The sequence below is a fragment of the Streptomyces pristinaespiralis genome, from assembly GCF_001278075.1.
GTDB lineage: Bacteria > Actinomycetota > Actinomycetes > Streptomycetales > Streptomycetaceae > Streptomyces > Streptomyces pristinaespiralis.
Map to the genome: position 1 here is coordinate 5,593,199 of NZ_CP011340.1, position 17,341 is coordinate 5,610,539.

14 protein-coding genes are annotated in these 17,341 nt (G+C 71.5%); 10 read left to right on the forward strand and 4 right to left on the reverse strand.

Annotated elements, in window-relative coordinates; translation table 11 throughout:
- The first annotated feature begins 147 nt into the window (after window positions 1–147).
- From SPRI_RS23855 to SPRI_RS23875, 5 genes are all read left to right on the forward strand, one after another.
- Window positions 148–759 carry a hypothetical protein gene (locus SPRI_RS23855; protein WP_053557275.1) on the forward strand — a complete coding sequence of 204 codons (612 nt, stop codon included), beginning with the start codon at window positions 148–150 and terminating at the stop codon, window positions 757–759.
- A 109-nt stretch (window positions 760–868) separates the two neighbouring features.
- Window positions 869–1,387, forward strand: coding sequence for a SigE family RNA polymerase sigma factor (locus tag SPRI_RS23860; protein WP_005317401.1), 519 nt, complete (start codon window positions 869–871; stop codon window positions 1,385–1,387).
- Complete coding sequence (locus tag SPRI_RS23865; RefSeq protein WP_005317402.1) at window positions 1,384–2,115, forward strand: hypothetical protein; 732 nt, start codon at window positions 1,384–1,386, stop codon at window positions 2,113–2,115. Before SPRI_RS23860 ends, SPRI_RS23865 begins: the two co-directional genes overlap by 4 nt.
- Window positions 2,116–2,526: 411 nt before the next feature.
- Window positions 2,527–4,743 (forward strand): SF1B family DNA helicase RecD2, encoded by a 2,217-nt coding sequence (gene recD2, locus SPRI_RS23870; protein WP_053557276.1) that lies wholly within the window; start codon window positions 2,527–2,529, stop codon window positions 4,741–4,743.
- A 246-nt stretch (window positions 4,744–4,989) separates the two neighbouring features.
- The gene (locus SPRI_RS23875; RefSeq protein ID WP_005317412.1) at window positions 4,990–6,279 is read left to right on the forward strand and encodes a citrate synthase; all 1,290 of its coding nucleotides are present in this window, start codon (window positions 4,990–4,992) and stop codon (window positions 6,277–6,279) included.
- Between the two features lie 387 nt (window positions 6,280–6,666).
- On the opposite strand, the gene SPRI_RS23880 is transcribed toward SPRI_RS23875, so the two are convergent.
- The 4 genes from SPRI_RS23880 to SPRI_RS23895 form a co-directional block, all read right to left on the reverse strand.
- Complete coding sequence (locus tag SPRI_RS23880) at window positions 6,667–8,871, reverse strand: heavy metal translocating P-type ATPase (protein ID WP_078951367.1); 2,205 nt, start codon at window positions 8,869–8,871, stop codon at window positions 6,667–6,669.
- Between the two features lie 145 nt (window positions 8,872–9,016).
- Complete coding sequence (locus SPRI_RS23885) at window positions 9,017–9,340, reverse strand: heavy-metal-associated domain-containing protein (RefSeq protein ID WP_037774625.1); 324 nt, start codon at window positions 9,338–9,340, stop codon at window positions 9,017–9,019.
- A 290-nt stretch (window positions 9,341–9,630) separates the two neighbouring features.
- Window positions 9,631–9,828, reverse strand: a complete 198-nt coding sequence (locus tag SPRI_RS23890) for a helix-turn-helix transcriptional regulator (RefSeq protein WP_037774626.1) — start codon at window positions 9,826–9,828, stop codon at window positions 9,631–9,633.
- Between the two features lie 209 nt (window positions 9,829–10,037).
- Window positions 10,038–10,949: a sugar phosphate isomerase/epimerase family protein gene (locus SPRI_RS23895; RefSeq protein WP_037774628.1), complete on the reverse strand. Its 912-nt coding sequence runs from the start codon at window positions 10,947–10,949 to the stop codon at window positions 10,038–10,040.
- A 131-nt stretch (window positions 10,950–11,080) separates the two neighbouring features.
- Here SPRI_RS23895 and iolC point away from each other — a divergent pair, with 131 nt between their 5' ends.
- The 5 genes from iolC to mmsA are packed head-to-tail and all read left to right on the forward strand — an operon-like array spanning window position 11,081 to window position 17,330.
- Window positions 11,081–12,220, forward strand: coding sequence for a 5-dehydro-2-deoxygluconokinase (iolC, locus tag SPRI_RS23900; RefSeq protein ID WP_053557278.1), 1,140 nt, complete (start codon window positions 11,081–11,083; stop codon window positions 12,218–12,220).
- Window positions 12,217–13,101 carry a Cgl0159 family (beta/alpha)8-fold protein gene (locus SPRI_RS23905; protein ID WP_053557279.1) on the forward strand — a complete coding sequence of 295 codons (885 nt, stop codon included), beginning with the start codon at window positions 12,217–12,219 and terminating at the stop codon, window positions 13,099–13,101. Before iolC ends, SPRI_RS23905 begins: the two co-directional genes overlap by 4 nt.
- A gap of 16 nt (window positions 13,102–13,117) precedes the next feature.
- A complete protein-coding gene (gene iolB, locus SPRI_RS23910; protein WP_053557280.1) occupies window positions 13,118–13,942 on the forward strand; it encodes a 5-deoxy-glucuronate isomerase in 825 nt (274 codons plus the stop codon).
- On the forward strand, window positions 13,939–15,813 hold the full coding sequence (gene iolD, locus SPRI_RS23915) for a 3D-(3,5/4)-trihydroxycyclohexane-1,2-dione acylhydrolase (decyclizing) (RefSeq protein WP_037774630.1): 1,875 nt from the start codon (window positions 13,939–13,941) through the stop codon (window positions 15,811–15,813). The genes iolB and iolD overlap by 4 nt, the downstream gene beginning before the upstream one ends.
- Before the next feature lie 14 nt (window positions 15,814–15,827).
- Window positions 15,828–17,330 (forward strand): CoA-acylating methylmalonate-semialdehyde dehydrogenase, encoded by a 1,503-nt coding sequence (gene mmsA / locus SPRI_RS23920; protein WP_053557281.1) that lies wholly within the window; start codon window positions 15,828–15,830, stop codon window positions 17,328–17,330.
- The last annotated feature ends 11 nt before the right edge of the window (window positions 17,331–17,341 follow it).

Below are 17,341 nucleotides of genomic sequence, written 5' to 3' on the forward strand. Positions count from 1 at the left end.
GATGTGTTCCGTGGCACCGGGCGCGTCTGTGGCGTTCCGCGGGCCCGTCCGGAAAGAAATTCTTCAACGCTGACATAGAAGCCGGCGTCGTCCTCCGTCTGAGACATGAAGGCAACACCGACCACGGACACGACCAGCGGAGGACCGATGAAGACGAAGAGGCTCGTCATGGCAGGGGTCATGGCGATGGCTCTCGCGGGCGGCGCGGGAACGGCGCTTGCCCTGGGCGACGGCACGGCGCAGACCACCACGGCCGCGGCCGACGGCACCGGCAGCGTGGCGCCCGCCGCGGCCACGGCCGTCACGGCCAGCACGGCGGGGCCGCGCGTCGTGCAGCCGTACCGGCCCGTGGAGATAGGCCAGGGCGCGAAGATGGGGCTGCTCCCGCAGGGCCGGCAGAACTACGTCGTGGCGTGGGAGGACTTCGCGTCCGTCGTCGAGCAGGCCAAGGGGTACGTGGGGGACAGCATCCGTGCGAACAGCCTCAGCGGCGGGCTGCAGACCGACGGGGACGACGCCCTGTTCACGGGCGCGTTCCGTACGGACACGGTGCCTTCGCGCATCACCGTCCGCGTCGGCGCCGGCCCCGAGCAGGCCGCGGGCATGCTGATGCTGCCGGGTGAGCCGGGCTGGGGAACGTACTACCTCGACGCCGCGGGTGCCGGGGCGCCGAAGGAGACCACCGTGGTGACCGCCTACGGCGCGGACGGGGCGGTGCTCGCCACCCTGTCGTTCGAGCCCTTCGCGGCCGGCCGCTGACGCCAGTCCCGCCCGTAGGGCGGCCGTGTCACGCTGTTGCGCCGGCCACGAGGGAGCGGCACAACAGCGTGGCACGCGCCGCGCGCGGACGGCGAACACGAGGACTCGCTTGAAGACGAGCGCGGAGGCGGAATTCCGGGCGTTCGTGGTCAGCCGCTGGCCGCGCATGCTCCGTACCGCCCATCTGCTGACCGGACACCACCACGACGCGGAGGACCTGGTGCAGGCCGCCCTGGCCAAGGCGTACGTGAAGTGGGAGCGCGTACAGGGGGCCGACGACCCCGACTCCTATGTGTGGCGCATCATGATCAACCTCAATGTGGACCGGCTGCGGCGCACCCGGCTCCGCGAGTGGCTCACCACCCGCTTCCCCGAGACCGCGGCCCCGGACCGGACCGACACCGTGACCCAGCGGGGCGCCGTGATGGACGCGCTCGGCCAACTGCCGCCGAAGCAGCGGGCGGTGGTCGTGCTGCGCTATCTGGAGGACCGCAGCGAGAGCGAGGTGGCCCGGCTGCTCGGCACCGGGATCGGTACGGTGCGCAGTCATACGGCACGCGCGCTGAAGAAGCTGCGCGAGCACCCGGGCATCGTCCCGGCGCACATGACGGGGGAGCGGCAGCCGTGAACGAGGACGCAGCCGTGAACGACGACGCAGCCGGCGACATGAGAAGCGACACGGACATGCGGCTCGGCGACGCCCTGCGCCGTGAGGCGGACGCCGTACCCGTGGGCCCGGCCCCGGTGGACGGCGTGCTGCGCAGGGGCCGGGCCGCGCGCCGGCGCCGCACCGCGGCCATGGCGGGCGGCGTCACCGCCCTCGTCGCCGTACTGGCCGTCGTCCCCCTGAGCGGTGAACTGACGCGGCGGCACACCCCGTCCCCGCCCGCGACCGCACCGCCGGTCACGGCCTTGCCCACGGCCGTCCGCACGGTCGGCCCGTACGAGCCGGAGCCGATCGGGCGGGGCCACAGCATGGCGCTGCTGCCCGACGGTGCGCAGAACTATGTGGTGGGCGCGGGGGACATCGCGGAGTCGGTCGACGCGGCCCGCGGCTACACGGGCGACAACATCGGACCGGAGAGCCTCAGTGGCGGCAGGATCCACGACGGCGAACTGCTCCTCCACCACGGTGCGTTCCGCACCCGACTGCTCCCGGCCCGGATCGAGGTCCGGACCGACTCGGGCGCCCGCTCCCCGGCTTCCGCGCTGCGCCTCCCGGGCGAACCGGGCTGGGGTGCGTACTACGCCTTCGGCGATGCCTCCACAGCCGACGAGGGCTGGACGGTCACGGCGTACGGGGCGGACGGAGGGGTGCTGGCGGAGCGGTATTTCGGGGCGGTGTCCGGGCCTTGACGCGCGTGCGGACCGATGACCGGGGAGGCTCGGCCCGGCCACGGGGTGTCCGTGACGCGGCCCCGGCCGGGCAGTGGCCCTGATGCAGGGGAAGCCCGCCGCGGCGCGGCCGGAAGTATGCGCTCAAAGATGGCAGGAATCACTCCCCGTGTTCGTGCAACCATCCCGGCGTGACCGGAGTCGTATGTGTCGTCAAGGCTCCGGGGGAGCGCATCCGGGGGGAGGGCGCCGGCCTTGGCGGAGGGGGCGCGAGGGGCCCGGTCACGGACCGGGCCCTATGGCCCCTCAGGCCCCCGCCGACCGGGGCCCCTCAGGCCCCCGCCGGCCGCCCGCCGTGACCGGCGGCCGCTGCGCCGCCGCTGTTTTCCACAGGGCGCCCGCACTGTCGGAGCGCGGCGATAACGTCGGGGCATGTCCAATCCGGTCGTGTTCCAACCCGCTGTGCTCGAAGGCGTGCTCGAGCGGATCACGTACGCCAACGAGGAGAACGGCTACACGGTCGCCCGCGTCGACACCGGCCGCGGCGGCGACCTGCTCACCGTCGTCGGTTCGCTGCTCGGCGCACAGGTCGGCGAATCGCTGCGGATGGAGGGCCGTTGGGGCTCCCACCCGCAGTACGGCAAGCAGTTCACGGTGGAGAACTACACCACCGTCCTGCCGGCCACGATCCAGGGCATACGGCGCTATCTCGGCTCCGGACTGATCAAGGGGATCGGCCCGAAGATCGCCGAGCGGATCGTCGACCACTTCGGTACGGACACCCTCGACGTGATCGAGAAGGAGCCGAAGCGCCTCATCGAGGTGCCGGGCCTCGGCCCGAAGCGGACGAAGATGATCGGCGTGGCCTGGGAGGAGCAGAAGGCCATCAAGGAGGTCATGGTCTTCCTCCAGGGGGTGGGCGTCTCGACGTCCATCGCGGTGCGGATCTACAAGAAGTACGAGGACGCCTCCATCTCGGTCGTGCGGAACCAGCCGTACCGCCTGGCCGCCGATGTGTGGGGCATCGGCTTCCTCACCGCCGACAAGATCGCGCAGGCGGTCGGCATACCCCACGACAGTCCCGAGCGGGTCAAGGCGGGACTGCAGTACGCCCTGTCGCAGTCGACGGACCAGGGGCACTGCTTCCTGCCGGAGGAGCAGCTGATCGCCGACGCGGTGAAGCTGCTCCAGGTCGACACCGGGCTCGTCATCGAGTGCCTCGGGGAGCTCGCGGGCGACGAGGAGGGCGTCGTGCGGGAGCGGGTGCCCGGACCGGAAGGGGGAGAGCCCGTGACGGCCGTGTACCTGGTGCCGTTCCACCGCGCCGAGCTGTCCCTGGCCGGGCAGGTGCGGCGGCTGCTGACCGCGGAGGACGACCGGATGCCCGCCTTCCGGGACGTCGCCTGGGACAAGGCGCTGGCCTGGCTCGCCGACCGCACGGGCGCCGAGCTGGCGCCCGAGCAGGAGGCGGCCGTCAGGCTTGCCCTGACCGCCAAGGTCGCCGTGCTGACGGGCGGCCCCGGCTGCGGCAAGTCGTTCACGGTCCGTTCGATCGTCGAACTGGCCCGCGCGAAGAAGGCCAAGGTGGTGCTGGCGGCTCCCACCGGCCGCGCGGCCAAGCGCCTCGCCGAGCTGACGGGCGCGGAGGCGTCGACCGTGCACCGGCTGCTGGAGCTCAAGCCCGGCGGTGACGCGGCCTATGACAAGGACCGGCCGCTGGACGCGGACCTGGTCGTCGTCGACGAGGCGTCCATGCTCGACCTCCTGCTCGCCAACAAGCTGGTCAAGGCCGTGGCGCCGGGCGCGCACCTGCTGCTGGTGGGGGACGTGGACCAGCTGCCGAGCGTCGGCGCGGGGGAGGTGCTGCGCGACCTTCTGTCGGACGGCGGCCCGGTGCCGAGCGTGCGCCTGACACGGATCTTCCGGCAGGCGCAGCAGTCGGGTGTCATCACCAACGCCCACCGGATCAACACCGGTCTGCCGCCCATCACTTCCGGCCTGCCGGACTTCTTCCTGTTCGTGGAGGAGGAGACAGAGGACGCGGGCAGGGTGACCGTCGACGTGGCGGCCCGCCGGATCCCGGCGAAGTTCGGCCTCGACCCGCGCCGGGACGTGCAGGTGCTCGCGCCGATGCACCGCGGCCCGGCCGGCGCCGGGACGCTCAACGGGCTGCTCCAGCAGGCCATCACCCCGGCCCGGCCGGACCTCCCGGAGAAGCGGTTCGGCGGCCGGGTCTTCCGTGTCGGCGACAAGGTCACCCAGATCCGCAACAATTATGAGAAAGGGCGCAACGGTGTCTTCAACGGCACGGTCGGTGTCGTCACGGCCCTGCACATGGACGACCAGCGGCTGACCGTTCTGACGGACGAGGACGAGGAGGTGCCGTACGACTTCGACGAGCTGGACGAGCTGGCGCACGCGTACGCGGTGACCATCCACCGCTCGCAGGGCAGTGAATATCCGGCGGTGGTGATCCCCGTCACCACGGGGGCGTGGATGATGCTCCAGCGGAATCTGCTGTACACGGCCGTCACCCGGGCGAAGAGACTGGTGGTCCTGGTCGGGTCCCGTAAGGCGATAGGCCAGGCGGTCCGGACCGTTTCCGCAGGCAGGCGCTGCACGGGCCTCGCGCACCGCCTCGCCGTGTGAGCCGGCCCGCCGGCGGGCCCGGCGGGCCGGGCGGTTCGAGCGGCCTCAGGGGTGGGAAACACCACCCCACCCCCACCCTGGCTTCCGGAAGCGGGGCGAAGGGGGCAAGATGAGCAGGTTGGCGGCACTGAGTGCCGCCGATAGGCCCAATGGTCGACCCCGAGTGCACTCTCCTGAGCCAAATGGGGGATGGTAGAGACAGTCAGGGCACCTCGAAGAAGAGGCACTACGTCGGTGAGGGATGACGTGAGCGACAACTCTGTAGTACTGCGGTACGCGGACGGTGAATACACCTACCCGGTGGTCGAGAGCACCGTCGGTGACAAGGGCTTCGACATCGGGAAGCTCCGAGCCCAGACCGGTCTGGTCACCCTGGACAGCGGATACGGCAACACCGCCGCCTATAAATCCGCGATCACCTACCTCGACGGCGAGCAGGGCATTCTGCGCTACCGCGGTTACCCGATCGAGCAGCTGGCCGAGCGCTCCACCTTCCTCGAGGTGGCGTCCCTGCTGATCAACGGTGAGCTGCCGACCGTCGACGAGCTCGCCACGTTCAAGGGTGAGATCACGCAGCACACGCTGCTGCACGAGGACGTCAAGCGCTTCTTCCAGGGCTTCCCGCGCGACGCCCACCCGATGGCCATGCTGTCGTCGGTGGTCAGTGCGCTGTCGACGTTCTACCAGGACAGCCACAACCCGTTCGACGAGAAGCAGCGCCACCTCTCGACGATCCGGCTGCTCGCGAAGCTGCCGACGATCGCGGCGTACGCGTACAAGAAGTCGATCGGCCACCCCTTCGTCTACCCGCGTAACGACCTCGGCTACGTGGAGAACTTCCTGCGCATGACCTTCTCGGTCCCGGCGCAGGAGTACGAGCTCGACCCGGTCGTCGTCTCGGCGCTCGACAAGCTGCTGATCCTGCACGCGGACCACGAGCAGAACTGCTCCACGTCCACCGTGCGTCTGGTCGGCTCCTCGCAGGCGAACATGTTCGCCTCGATCTCCGCCGGCATCAGCGCCCTGTGGGGCCCGCTGCACGGTGGCGCCAACCAGTCGGTGCTGGAGATGCTCGAGGGCATCCAGGCCAACGGCGGCGATGTCGACTCCTTCATCCGCAAGGTGAAGAACAAGGAGGACGGCGTCCGTCTGATGGGCTTCGGCCACCGGGTCTACAAGAGCTTCGACCCGCGCGCGAAGATCATCAAGGCCGCGGCGCACGATGTCCTCTCGGCGCTCGGCAAGTCCGACGAGCTGCTCGACATCGCGCTGAAGCTCGAGGAGCACGCGCTCTCCGACGACTACTTCGTCTCGCGCAACCTCTACCCGAACGTGGACTTCTACACGGGTCTGATCTACCGCGCCATGGGCTTCCCGACCGAGATGTTCACCGTGCTGTTCGCGCTCGGCCGGCTTCCCGGCTGGATCGCCCAGTGGCACGAGATGATCAAGGAGCCCGGCTCCCGCATCGGCCGCCCGCGCCAGATCTACACCGGCGAGGTCCTGCGCGACTTCGTCCCGGTCGAGGCTCGCTGAGGCCCCGTTCTGCACGGGCGGGGGGCCCAAGGCCCACCGCCCGCACAGCGGAAAGCGCCCCGCTGCCGATCCCCCCACGGGTCGGCGGGCGGGGCGCTTCCCATATCCCCGACAGCGGATTCCCCCCACGGGATCCGGCCGGGCGTCCGACCGCGCGCAATGCTCCGCACGCGGTATGCCGGGGTACGTACGGGAGGGCCGCTCAAAGCTCCCCGGTGCACGTGCCCCGGCCAACGCTTGCCTCTGGGACGTCCCCCAAGACATCCCATGAACGTCCCCCAAGACGTTCTCGGCATCGACCACTTAGACTCGCGAGGAGCCTGAATGGTTACCCCTAAATATCTGTGATCTAGGTCTCGTTGTGAAGGTCTTGTGACCTGTTTGTAGTCACGAGAAGGAGCGCAGCCGCAGGCTGTTGAACACCACAAAAACGGACGAAAAGGCCATCGCAAAACCTGCGATCATGGGGTTGAGCAGGCCGGATGCCGCCAGCGGCAGTGCCGCCACGTTGTAGCCAAAGGCCCAGTAAAGATTGCCTTTGATCGTGGCCAGAGTCCGCCGTGCGAGACGGATCGCGTCAGCCGCGACACGCAGGTCACCCCTCACGAGAGTGAGGTCTCCCGCCTCGATCGCCACATCCGTCCCGGTGCCCATCGCCAGGCCCAGATCCGCCGTCGCCAGCGCGGCCGCGTCGTTCACGCCGTCGCCGACCATCGCCACCGTGCGGCCCTGTGCCTGGAGCCGTTCGACCAGGCTCACCTTCTCCTCGGGCACGACCTCCGCGTACACCTCCGTCACGCCCACCTCGGCCGCCACCTTTTCGGCCACGGCCCTGGTGTCGCCCGTCAGCAGGACGGGGGCGAGGCCGAGCGCCCGCAGCTCCCGTACCGCCTCGGCGCTGGTGTCCTTGACCGCGTCGGCGACGGTCAGGACGCCGAGAGCCTTGCCGTCCCGCGCGGCGAACACGGCGGTGAGACCGCCGGCGCCGGCCGCCGTGCGCAGAAGCTCCTCGGGCAGTTCGACCCCGGCCTCCTCCAGCAGCCGTGCGCGGCCGGCCAGCACCTCGTGGCCCTCGACGACGCCGCGCACACCGAGGCCCGGCATGTTCACGAAGTCCTCGGTGGCGGGCAGCGGGCCCTGCACGCGCGCCGCCGCGCCCTCGGCAACCGCCCGTGCGACGGGATGCTCGGAGGCCTGCTCCAGCGCGCCCGCCAGCCGCAGCAGTTCCGTGGCGTCGGCGGTCTCCGCCGGGTGCACGCCCTGGAGGGTCATCCGGCCCGTCGTGACGGTCCCGGTCTTGTCCAGGACGACGGTGTCGACCCTGCGGGTGGACTCCAGTACCTCGGGCCCCTTGATGAGGATCCCCAGCTGCGCGCCCCGTCCGGTGCCCACCATCAGCGCGGTCGGCGTGGCGAGGCCCAGGGCGCACGGACACGCGATGATCAGCACGGCCACGGCGGCGGTGAAGGCGGCCGTCGCGTCACCGGTCGCGCCCAGCCACGCGCCGAGGGTGGCGGCGGCGATCAGCAGGACGACGGGTACGAAGACCGCCGAGATCCGGTCGGCGAGCCGCTGCACCTGCGCCTTGCCGTTCTGGGCGTCCTCCACGAGCTTCGCCATGCGGGCGAGCCGGGTGTCCGCGCCGACGGAGGTGGCCTCGACGACCAGCCGGCCGGCGGTGTTGAGGGTCGCGCCGGTGACGGGCTCGCCCGGCCACACGTCGACCGGTACGGACTCGCCGCTGAGCATCGAGGCATCGACGGCGGAGGCGCCCTCCACGACGACGCCGTCCGTGGCGATCTTCTCCCCGGGCCTCACGACGAACCGGTCACCGACGGCGAGGCGGTCAACCGGTACACGTACCTCCGTGCCGTCCCGCAGGACGGCCACGTCCTTGGCGCCCATGTCCATCAGGGCCCGCAGCGCCGCGCCCGACTGCCGCTTGGAGCGGGCCTCGAGGTAACGGCCGAGCAGGATGAAGACGGTCACGCCGGCGGCGACCTCGAGGTAGATCACCGAGGCGCCGTCCGTGCGGCCCGCCGTGAGGTCGAAGCCGTGGCGCATGCCGGGCATGCCCGCGGTGCCGAAGAACAGCGCCCACAGCGACCAGCCGAAGGCGGCCAGCGTGCCGGTGGACACCAGCGTGTCCATGGTGGCGGCGCCGTGCCGCAGATTGGTCCACGAGGCCCGGTGGAAGGGCAGGGCGCCCCAGACCACCACGGGCGCGGCGAGGGTCAGTGAGAGCCACTGCCAGTTGTCGAACTGGAGCGGGCCGATCATCGACAGCAGTACGACCGGTGCCGCGAGCAGCGCCGAGACGACGAGCCGTCGCCGCAGGGCGTCCTGCTCGGGGGCGGGGCCCGGGCCGGCCTCCGCGGCGGCGGGTTGCGCCGGGTCCGGCGCGGGAGCGGGCGGCGGCGGTTCCTCGGCGGTGTAGCCGGTCTTCACCACGGTCGCGATCAGGTCCGCGACCTCCGTGCCCGCCGGGTACGAGACGCGCGCCTTCTCGGTGGCGTAGTTGACCGTGGCGGTGACGCCGTCCATGCGGTTCAGCTTCTTCTCGACGCGAGCCGCGCAGGACGCACAGGTCATGCCGCCGATGGTGAGCTCCACCTCGGATGTTTCCACGCTCAGCACTCCACGCACTCGACCGGGCCGTACCCCACCAGTATCCGGCCCGGCCGGATACTGGTGGGGTACGGCCCGGCCCTGACGGCGCCGGGAAGGCGGTGGGCGCTCAGGCCCGGCCCACCAGCTCGTAGCCGGCCTCGTCGACGGCGGCGCGTACGGCGGCCTCGTCCAGCGGGGCCTTGGAGACCACGGTGACCTGGCCGGTGGCGGCGACGGCCGTCACGGAGCTGACGCCGGGGAGCTCGGAGATCTCGCTGCTGACGGCGCCTTCGCAGTGGCCGCACGTCATGCCGGTGACCTGGTAGACCGTGGTGATGCCGTCGGTCTGCGCGTCCGTGGCGGCGTCGTGGCAGGAGCCGGTGGACGAGCAGCAGGAGCCGGTCGCCGCGGTGTCCACGATTTCGAGGCCGGCCTTCGTCTCGGCGGTCATGTGGTTCTCCTCTTCCGGTGGTTCGACGCATGCGCGGGTGCGTGCGTACGGACATGGTGCGCCAGGGGCTGGGGTGGATGTCGCATCCCCCGGCGTCATGACATCCACTATACCCCTAGGGGGTATCTATGGGTAGCGCCGCGCGGTGAAGGGGGTGCGAGACCGCGAAAGTGTGTGGTCCGCCGCACGGCGAAGGGGTGCGAGGCCCGCGAAAGCGTGTGGTCCGCCGCACGGGAACGGCCCCGCACCGTCACCGGTGCGGGGCCGTGATTCTCCTGCCGCGGCGCCTCTCACTCTCTGCGGCCCCTGTTGCCGGGCCGGTTGGCCACCCAGCGGCGGACCGTGTCCGCGTACCAGTACGGCTTTCCGGCCTCCACGTGGTCGGGCGGCGGCAGCAGGCCGTGCTTGCGGTAAGAGCGGACGGTGTCCGGCTGCACCTTGATGTGCGCGGCGATGTCCTTGTAGGACCAGAGCCTTCTGTCCGTCATGTGGTACCTCCCTGCGTGCGCAGCAGAGGCGGTCGGTATGCCGTCGGGGGAGCTGCCGCGCGGACGCTGGCGATCACTGAGCCTGTGCCCGTTGAACGACGCGAAGTGGCAGAGCGGGTACACCTGTTGACGGTCTGTGACGTAAGGCGTGCGTAATGGAGACAAGTGTGATGCGCGGGAGACAACGGTGACAGAGGTGATGCGGAGTGTCAGACGCCGCAGGAGCGGAGGAAACCGCGTGTGCGTTCGGCGATCGGGAACGGTTTGTCCGGCGGACACGGATACATGTCCTGCTCGACGATGGCGAAGAGGTCGACGCCCAGCGACTGCGCGGCGGTCAGTACCGGTTCGAGGGCGGGCACCCCGGCCGGCGGCTCGCACATCACCCCGCGGCCGACCGCGGGTCCGAAGGGCACCTCCTCGGCGACGACCCGGGCCAGGACGGCCGGATCCACCTGCTTGAGATGGAGGTAGCCGATCCGCTCCCCGTAGGTCTCGATGAGCTTGACGCTGTCGCCGCCGCAGTAGGCGTAGTGACCGGTGTCCAGGCAGAGCGAGACCCGGTCGGGGTCGGTGGCGTCGAGGAAACGCGTGACGTTCTCCTCGGTGTCGATATGGGTGTCCGCGTGCGGGTGGACGACGATCCGCAGGCCGTAGCGTTCACGCACCTCGTGGCCGAGCCGTTCGGTCTGCGACGTCAGATCGCGCCACTGCTGCGGAGTCAGCGTGCGGTCCTCGAGCACCCGGCCCGTCTTGTCGTCGCGCCAGAAGGACGGGATCACGACCAGGTGCGAAGCGCCCATGGCCTGGGTGAGCGCCGCGATGTCGGACACATGGGCCCAGGTCTCGTCCCACACGGCCGGACCGCGGTGCAGCCCCGTGAAGACGGTCCCGGCCGAGACCTTGAGGCCGCGCCGCCGCGTCTCCTCCGCCAGGCGGGCAGGGTCCGTCGGCAGATAGCCGTAAGGGCCGAGCTCGATCCACTCGTAACCGGCGTCGGCCACCTCGTCCAGGAAGCGCTGCCAGGGGACCTGCCGGGGATCGTCGGGGAACCACACCCCCCAGGAGTCGGGGGCCGAGCCGACCCGGATGCGGTTCAGGGCGGGGACGGATGAGGTCATGCCGGCCAGCTTTCCGGCCGCCGGAGAAAGGTGTCAAGACTTGGTCCGAATGTAAGGACAAAATGTTGACAGGGTTCGCGGGAGAGGGCTAGACCTGACTCACGCCGGCGGTTCGAACCGAAGGGACGCGCATGCCTCAGCCGTATGACGTGATCACGATGGGCCGGATCGGGGTCGACCTCTATCCGCTGCGCGCCGGGGTCCCGTTGGCGCAGGTCGACACGTTCGGCAAGTTCCTCGGCGGTTCGGCGGCGAACGTCGCCGTCGCCGCGGCCAGGCTGGGCCGGCGGACCGCGCTGATCACCCGGACCGGACAGGACGCCTTCGGTGAGTATCTGCACCAGGCGCTGCGGGAGTTCGGCGTGGACGACCGGTGGGTCGCACCGGTGGGTCGGTACCCGACGCCGGTCACCTTCTGCGAGATCTTCCCGCCGGACCACTTCCCCCTCTACTTCTACCGGCAGCCGAAGGCGCCCGATCTGGAGATCCGGGAGAGCGAGTTGGACCTGGAGCAGATCCGTGCCGCGCGGGTCTTCTGGGTGACCGGCACGGGGCTGTGCGCGGAGCCCAGCCGGTCCGCGACGCTCGCCGCGCTCGAGCACCGGGCCCGCTCGGGGACGACCGTGTTCGACCTCGACTGGCGGCCCATGTTCTGGCCGGACCAGGACCCGGACGAGGCGCGGCCCCACTACGCGCGGGCCCTGGCCCACGCCACCGTCGCCGTCGGCAATCTCGAGGAGTGCGAGGTCGCCACCGGCGAGCACGAGCCGGACGCCGCCGCGCGGGCGCTGCTCGCGGCCGGCGTCGAACTCGCCGTCGTCAAACAGGGCCCCAAAGGCGTACTCGCCCTGCACCGCGACGGCACCCGGGCCGAGGTTCCGCCCGTGCCGGTCGACGTCGTCAACGGCCTCGGCGCCGGTGACGCGTTCGGCGGGGCGCTGTGCCACGGTCTGCTCGCCGGACGGGAGTTGGAGCAGACGATGCGCTACGCCAACGCGGCGGGGGCGATCGCCGCGGCCCGGCTCGCCTGCTCGACGGCGATGCCGTACGCGCACGAGGTGGAGACCGTCCTCGCGGGCGGCCCGCCCCCACCGGACCCCAGTCCACCCCCGGCCCCCGGCCCACCCCCGGCCCTCGGCCCACCCCCGGCCCCCGGCCCACCCCCGGCCCCACCGGGCAGCGCCCCCGCCCCGCCCGGCGCGAGCCGGCCGGCGCCCCGTCCGGCCCCGCCGAAGACCGTCCGGGGCGAGGCGCGCGGAGAGCCCTCATGAGCCGCGTCGACATCGCCGAGCTCGTCGGCATCCGCACCCGCCACCCGGAAGCCGTCGCCGAGGCGGCCGTCCGCAGGCGGCGGCGGCCCGCGCTCCTCGGCGCCGGCGGACGGCTGATGATCATCGCCGCCGACCATCCCGCCCGCGGGGCCCTCGCCGTCGGCGACCGCCGCCTCGCCATGGCCAACCGTCTCGACCTGCTGGAGCGGCTCTGTCTCGCGCTGTCCCGGCCCGGCGTCGACGGCGTCCTCGCCACCGCCGACATCCTCGACGACCTGCTGCTCCTCGGCGCCCTCGACGACAAGGTCGTCATGGGGTCCATGAACCGCGGGGGCCTGGCAGGCGCCGCCTTCGAACTCGACGACAGGTTCACCGGGCACCGCGCGCGCGACCTCGAACGGCTCGGCTTCGACGCGGGCAAGCTGCTGCTCCGTATCGACTACGACGACCCGGCCTCCCTCGACACTCTGGACGCCGCCGCCCGCGCCGTCGACGAGATGGCCGAGCGTCGGCTTCCCGTCTTCATAGAGCCGTTCATCTGTCACCGCACCGACGGCCGGCTCCGCAACGATCTCAGCGCCGAGGCCGTCACCCTGTCCATCGCCATCGCCTCCGGGCTGGCCGGCACCTCCGCGTACAGCTGGCTGAAGGTGCCCGTCACCGACGACCCCGACGACATGCGGACGGTGCTGGAGACCTCCACCCTGCCGGCGGTGCTGCTCGGCGGCGAGATAGGCGACGACCAGGAGGGTGCCTACGAGAAATGGCGCGGCGCGCTGCAACTGCCCACGGTGCAGGGACTCGTGGTGGGCCGCTCACTGCTCTATCCGGTCGACGGCGACGTCGCGGGCGCGGTCGACACGGCCGTCGGACTGCTCTAGGGGGTACGCACAAGGCATGGACGACAACAGCAGGCAGCAGCGTCTCCACCTCCCGGCGGGCAGCGCCGCGCGCGCCCCGTACGCCCTGAGCATCGGACCCGACCAGGCCGGCTGGGAGTACTCCGCCCTGCGGGTGCTCGAGCTCCCGCCGGGCGGGTCGCATCTTCTGACCGCCGGGGACAGCGAGTGGATCGTGCTGCCGCTCACCGGCGGTTGTACGGTGCAGACGCAAGGCGAGACCTTCGAACTGCACGGGCGGAAAAGCGTGTTCGGCGCGGTGAGCGACTTCGCCTATGTGCCGCGTGACGCCCGTGCCCAGATCGCCTCCGGCGCGGGAGGCCGCTTCGCCCTGGCAGGAGCGAGGTGCGAGCGCCGACTCCCCGCTCGCTACGGCCCCGCGCCGGAGGTACCCGTCGAGGCCCGCGGCAGTGGCAGCCAGGCCCGAGAGGTCCACAACTTCGCGGCGGCGGACGCCTTCGAGTGCGACCGCCTGATCGCCGTCGAAGTGCTCACCCCCGGTGGCAACTGGTCCTCCTACCCGCCGCACAAACACGACGAGCACCGGCCGGGTGAGGAGAGCGAGCTCGAGGAGATCTACTACTTCGAGATCGAGGACGACGGCCTCGGCTACCAGCGCGTCTCCCCGTCCCGGCCGGGCGGCGCCGACCTTCTCGCGGAGGTCCGCAGCGGTGACGCGGTCCTCGTCCCCGACGGCTGGCACGGCCCGTCCGTCGCGGAGCCCGGGCACACCATGTACTACCTCAATGTGATGGCGGGCCCCGGCGACGACCGCCAGTGGCTGATCCGCTTCCACCCCGACCGCACGGAGGGCTACCGGTGACCACCCGACGGCTGACCACGGCCCAGGCCCTCGTCGCGTTCCTCGCCCGCCAGTACACCGAGCGCGACGGCCGCCGCCACCGGCTCATCGGCGCCACATGGGGCATCTTCGGCCACGGGAACGTGGCGGGCGTGGGCCAGGCACTGCTCGAGGCCCAGAGCGACATGCCCTATCTCCAGGGCCGCAACGAACAGGCCATGGTCCATGCGGCCGTCGGCCACGCCCGCCAGTCGCGCCGGCTCTCCGCGCAGGCCGTCACCACGTCCATCGGCCCCGGCGCCACCAATCTGGTCACCGGCGCGGCGCTGGCCACCATCAACCACCTTCCCGTCCTGCTGCTCCCCGGCGACACCTTCGCCACCCGGCCCGCCGACCCGGTCCTCCAGCAGCTCGAAGTGCCCTACGCCGGCGACGTGTCGGTCAACGACTGCCTGCGGCCCGTCTCCCGCTGGTTCGACCGGATCGTCCGCCCGGAGGCGCTGGTGCCCGCCGCGCTCCAGGCCGTGCGGGTCCTGACCGACCCCGCGCAGACCGGCGCGGTCACGCTCGCGCTTCCGCAGGACGTGCAGGCGGAGGCGTACGACTGGCCCGAGGAGTTCTTCACCGAGCGGACCTGGCGGATCCGCCGGCCGCGTCCCGACGCCGAGGCACTGGCGGAGGCGGCGAGGGCCCTGCGCTCCGCCCGCCGGCCGCTGCTCGTCGCGGGCGGCGGCGTGCACCATTCGGAGGCGGAGGAGGCGCTGCGGGCGTTCGCCGAGGCGACCGGCGTCCCGGTCGCCTCCACCCAGGCCGGCAAGGGATCGCTGCCGTACGACCACCCGTGCGACATCGGCGGCATCGGTCACACCGGCACCGCCACGGCCGACGACCTCGCCCGCACCGCGGACCTCGTGATCGGCGTCGGCACGCGCTGGTCCGACTTCACCACCGCCTCCTCGACGCTGTTCCGAAACGAGGCGGTCCGCTTCGTCAACCTCAACATCACCGCCTTCGACGCCCACAAGTTGGCCGGCCTCTCGGTCGTCGCCGACGCCCGCGCCGGCCTCGAGGAGCTCACGGCGGCGCTCGGGGACCACCGCGTCGACGCCGGGTACCGGGCGGAGTACACATCGGCGAAGAAGGCCTGGGAGGAGCGGGTCACCGCGGCCTTCACCGCCTCCGACCCCGACGCCGCCCCCACCCAGGCGCAGGTCCTCGGCGCGCTCGACGCGCTGGTGACCGGCGACGACATCCTCATCAACGCCGCCGGCTCCCTCCCGGGCGACCTGCACAAACTGTGGCGCAGCCGGTCCGCCGACCAGTACCACGTCGAGTACGGCTACTCCTGCATGGGCTACGAGATCCCCGCAGCCATCGGCGTCGCCATGGCGGCCCCCGGCCGGCCCGTGTGGGCGCTCGTCGGCGACGGCACGTACCTCATGAACCCGACCGAGATCGTCACCGCGGTCCAGGAGGGCGTCCCCATCCGGATGGTCATCCTCCAGAACCATGGGTACGCCTCCATCGGCGGCCTCTCCGAGTCGGTGGGGGCGGAGCGCTATGGCACCGCCTACCGTCACCGGGCCGCCGACCGGTCCTTCACCGGCCCGCCGCTGCCCGTCGACCTCGCCGCCAACGCCGAGTCCCTCGGGATGCGGGTGATCCGCGCCCGCAGCGTGCGTGACCTGCGTGAAGCCCTGGCCGAGGCTCGCGCGGCCGACGTGCCCACATGTGTCTACGTGGAGACCGCAACGGCAGACACTGTGTCGGGCCCGCCCGGCGCACAGGCGTGGTGGGATGTTCCTGTGGCCGAGACCGCGACCCGCCCGTCGGCGGTGAAGGCCCGTGAGGAGTACGACCGGCAGGCCGCCGCCCGACGCCGCCATCTCTGAAGGAGCTTTTCGTCATGACGAAGACCGTCAACCACTGGATCGGTGGCAAGACCGTCGAAGGTGCGTCGGGGAACTGGGGCCCGGTCACCGACCCGGCGACGGGAGCCGTCACCACGCGGGTCGCCCTGGCCTCCGCCGACGAGGTCGGCGCGGCCGTGGCCGCGGCCCGGGAGGCGTACACGACGTGGGGCACCTCGTCCCTGGCGCAGCGCACCGCGGTCCTCTTCCGCTACCGCGCCCTGCTCGACGCGCACCGCGACGACATCGCGGCCCTGATCACCGCCGAGCACGGCAAGGTGCACTCGGACGCGCTCGGTGAGGTCGCCCGTGGCCTGGAGATCGTGGAGCTGGCCTGCGGTATCACCACCCAGCTCAAGGGCGAGCTGTCGACCCAGGTCTCCAACCGGGTCGACGTGTCCTCGATCCGCCAGCCCCTCGGTGTCGTCGCCGGCATCACCCCCTTCAACTTCCCGGCGATGGTGCCGATGTGGATGTTCCCGCTGGCCATCGCCTGCGGAAACACCTTCGTCCTCAAGCCCAGCGAGAAGGACCCCTCTGCCGCCAACCTGCTCGCCGAGCTGGCCGCACAGGCCGGTCTGCCCGACGGCGTGCTGAACGTCGTGCACGGCGACAAGGTGGCCGTCGACGCGCTGCTCGCCCACCCGGACGTGGCCGCGGTCTCGTTCGTCGGCTCCACCCCGATCGCCCGCTACATCCACACCACCGCCTCCGCCAACGGCAAGCGCGTGCAGGCCCTGGGCGGTGCCAAGAACCACATGCTCGTCCTGCCGGACGCCGACCTCGACGCCGCCGCGGACGCCGCGGTGTCGGCGGCGTACGGCTCGGCGGGCGAGCGCTGCATGGCGATCTCCGCGGTCGTCGCCGTCGGCGCGATCGGTGACGAGCTGGTGGACAAGATCCGCGAGCGCGCCGAGAAGATCAAGATCGGCCCCGGCGACGACCCGGCCTCCGAGATGGGCCCGCTGATCACCGCGGCCCACCGCGACAAGGTCGCCTCCTACGTCACCGGCGCGGCCGCCCAGGGCGCGGAGGTCGTCCTCGACGGGACCGGCTACTCGGTCGACGGCTTCGAGGACGGCCACTGGATCGGGCTGTCCCTGCTCGACAAGGTCTCCACGGACTGTGACGCCTACCGCGACGAGATCTTCGGCCCGGTGCTGTGCGTGCTGCGCGCGGAGACGTACGAGGACGGCGTGGCGCTGATCAACGCCTCGCCGTTCGGCAACGGCACGGCGATCTTCACCCGCGACGGCGGTGCGGCCCGCCGCTTCCAGCTGGAGATCGAGGCCGGCATGGTCGGCGTCAACGTGCCGATCCCCGTGCCGGTGGGCTACCACTCCTTCGGCGGCTGGAAGGACTCGCTCTTCGGGGACCACCACATCTACGGCAACGACGGCGTGCACTTCTACACCCGGGGCAAGGTCGTCACCACCCGCTGGCCCGACCCGGCGGACGCCCCGGCGGGCGTGGACCTGGGCTTCCCGCGCAACCACTGAAACGCGTGTGA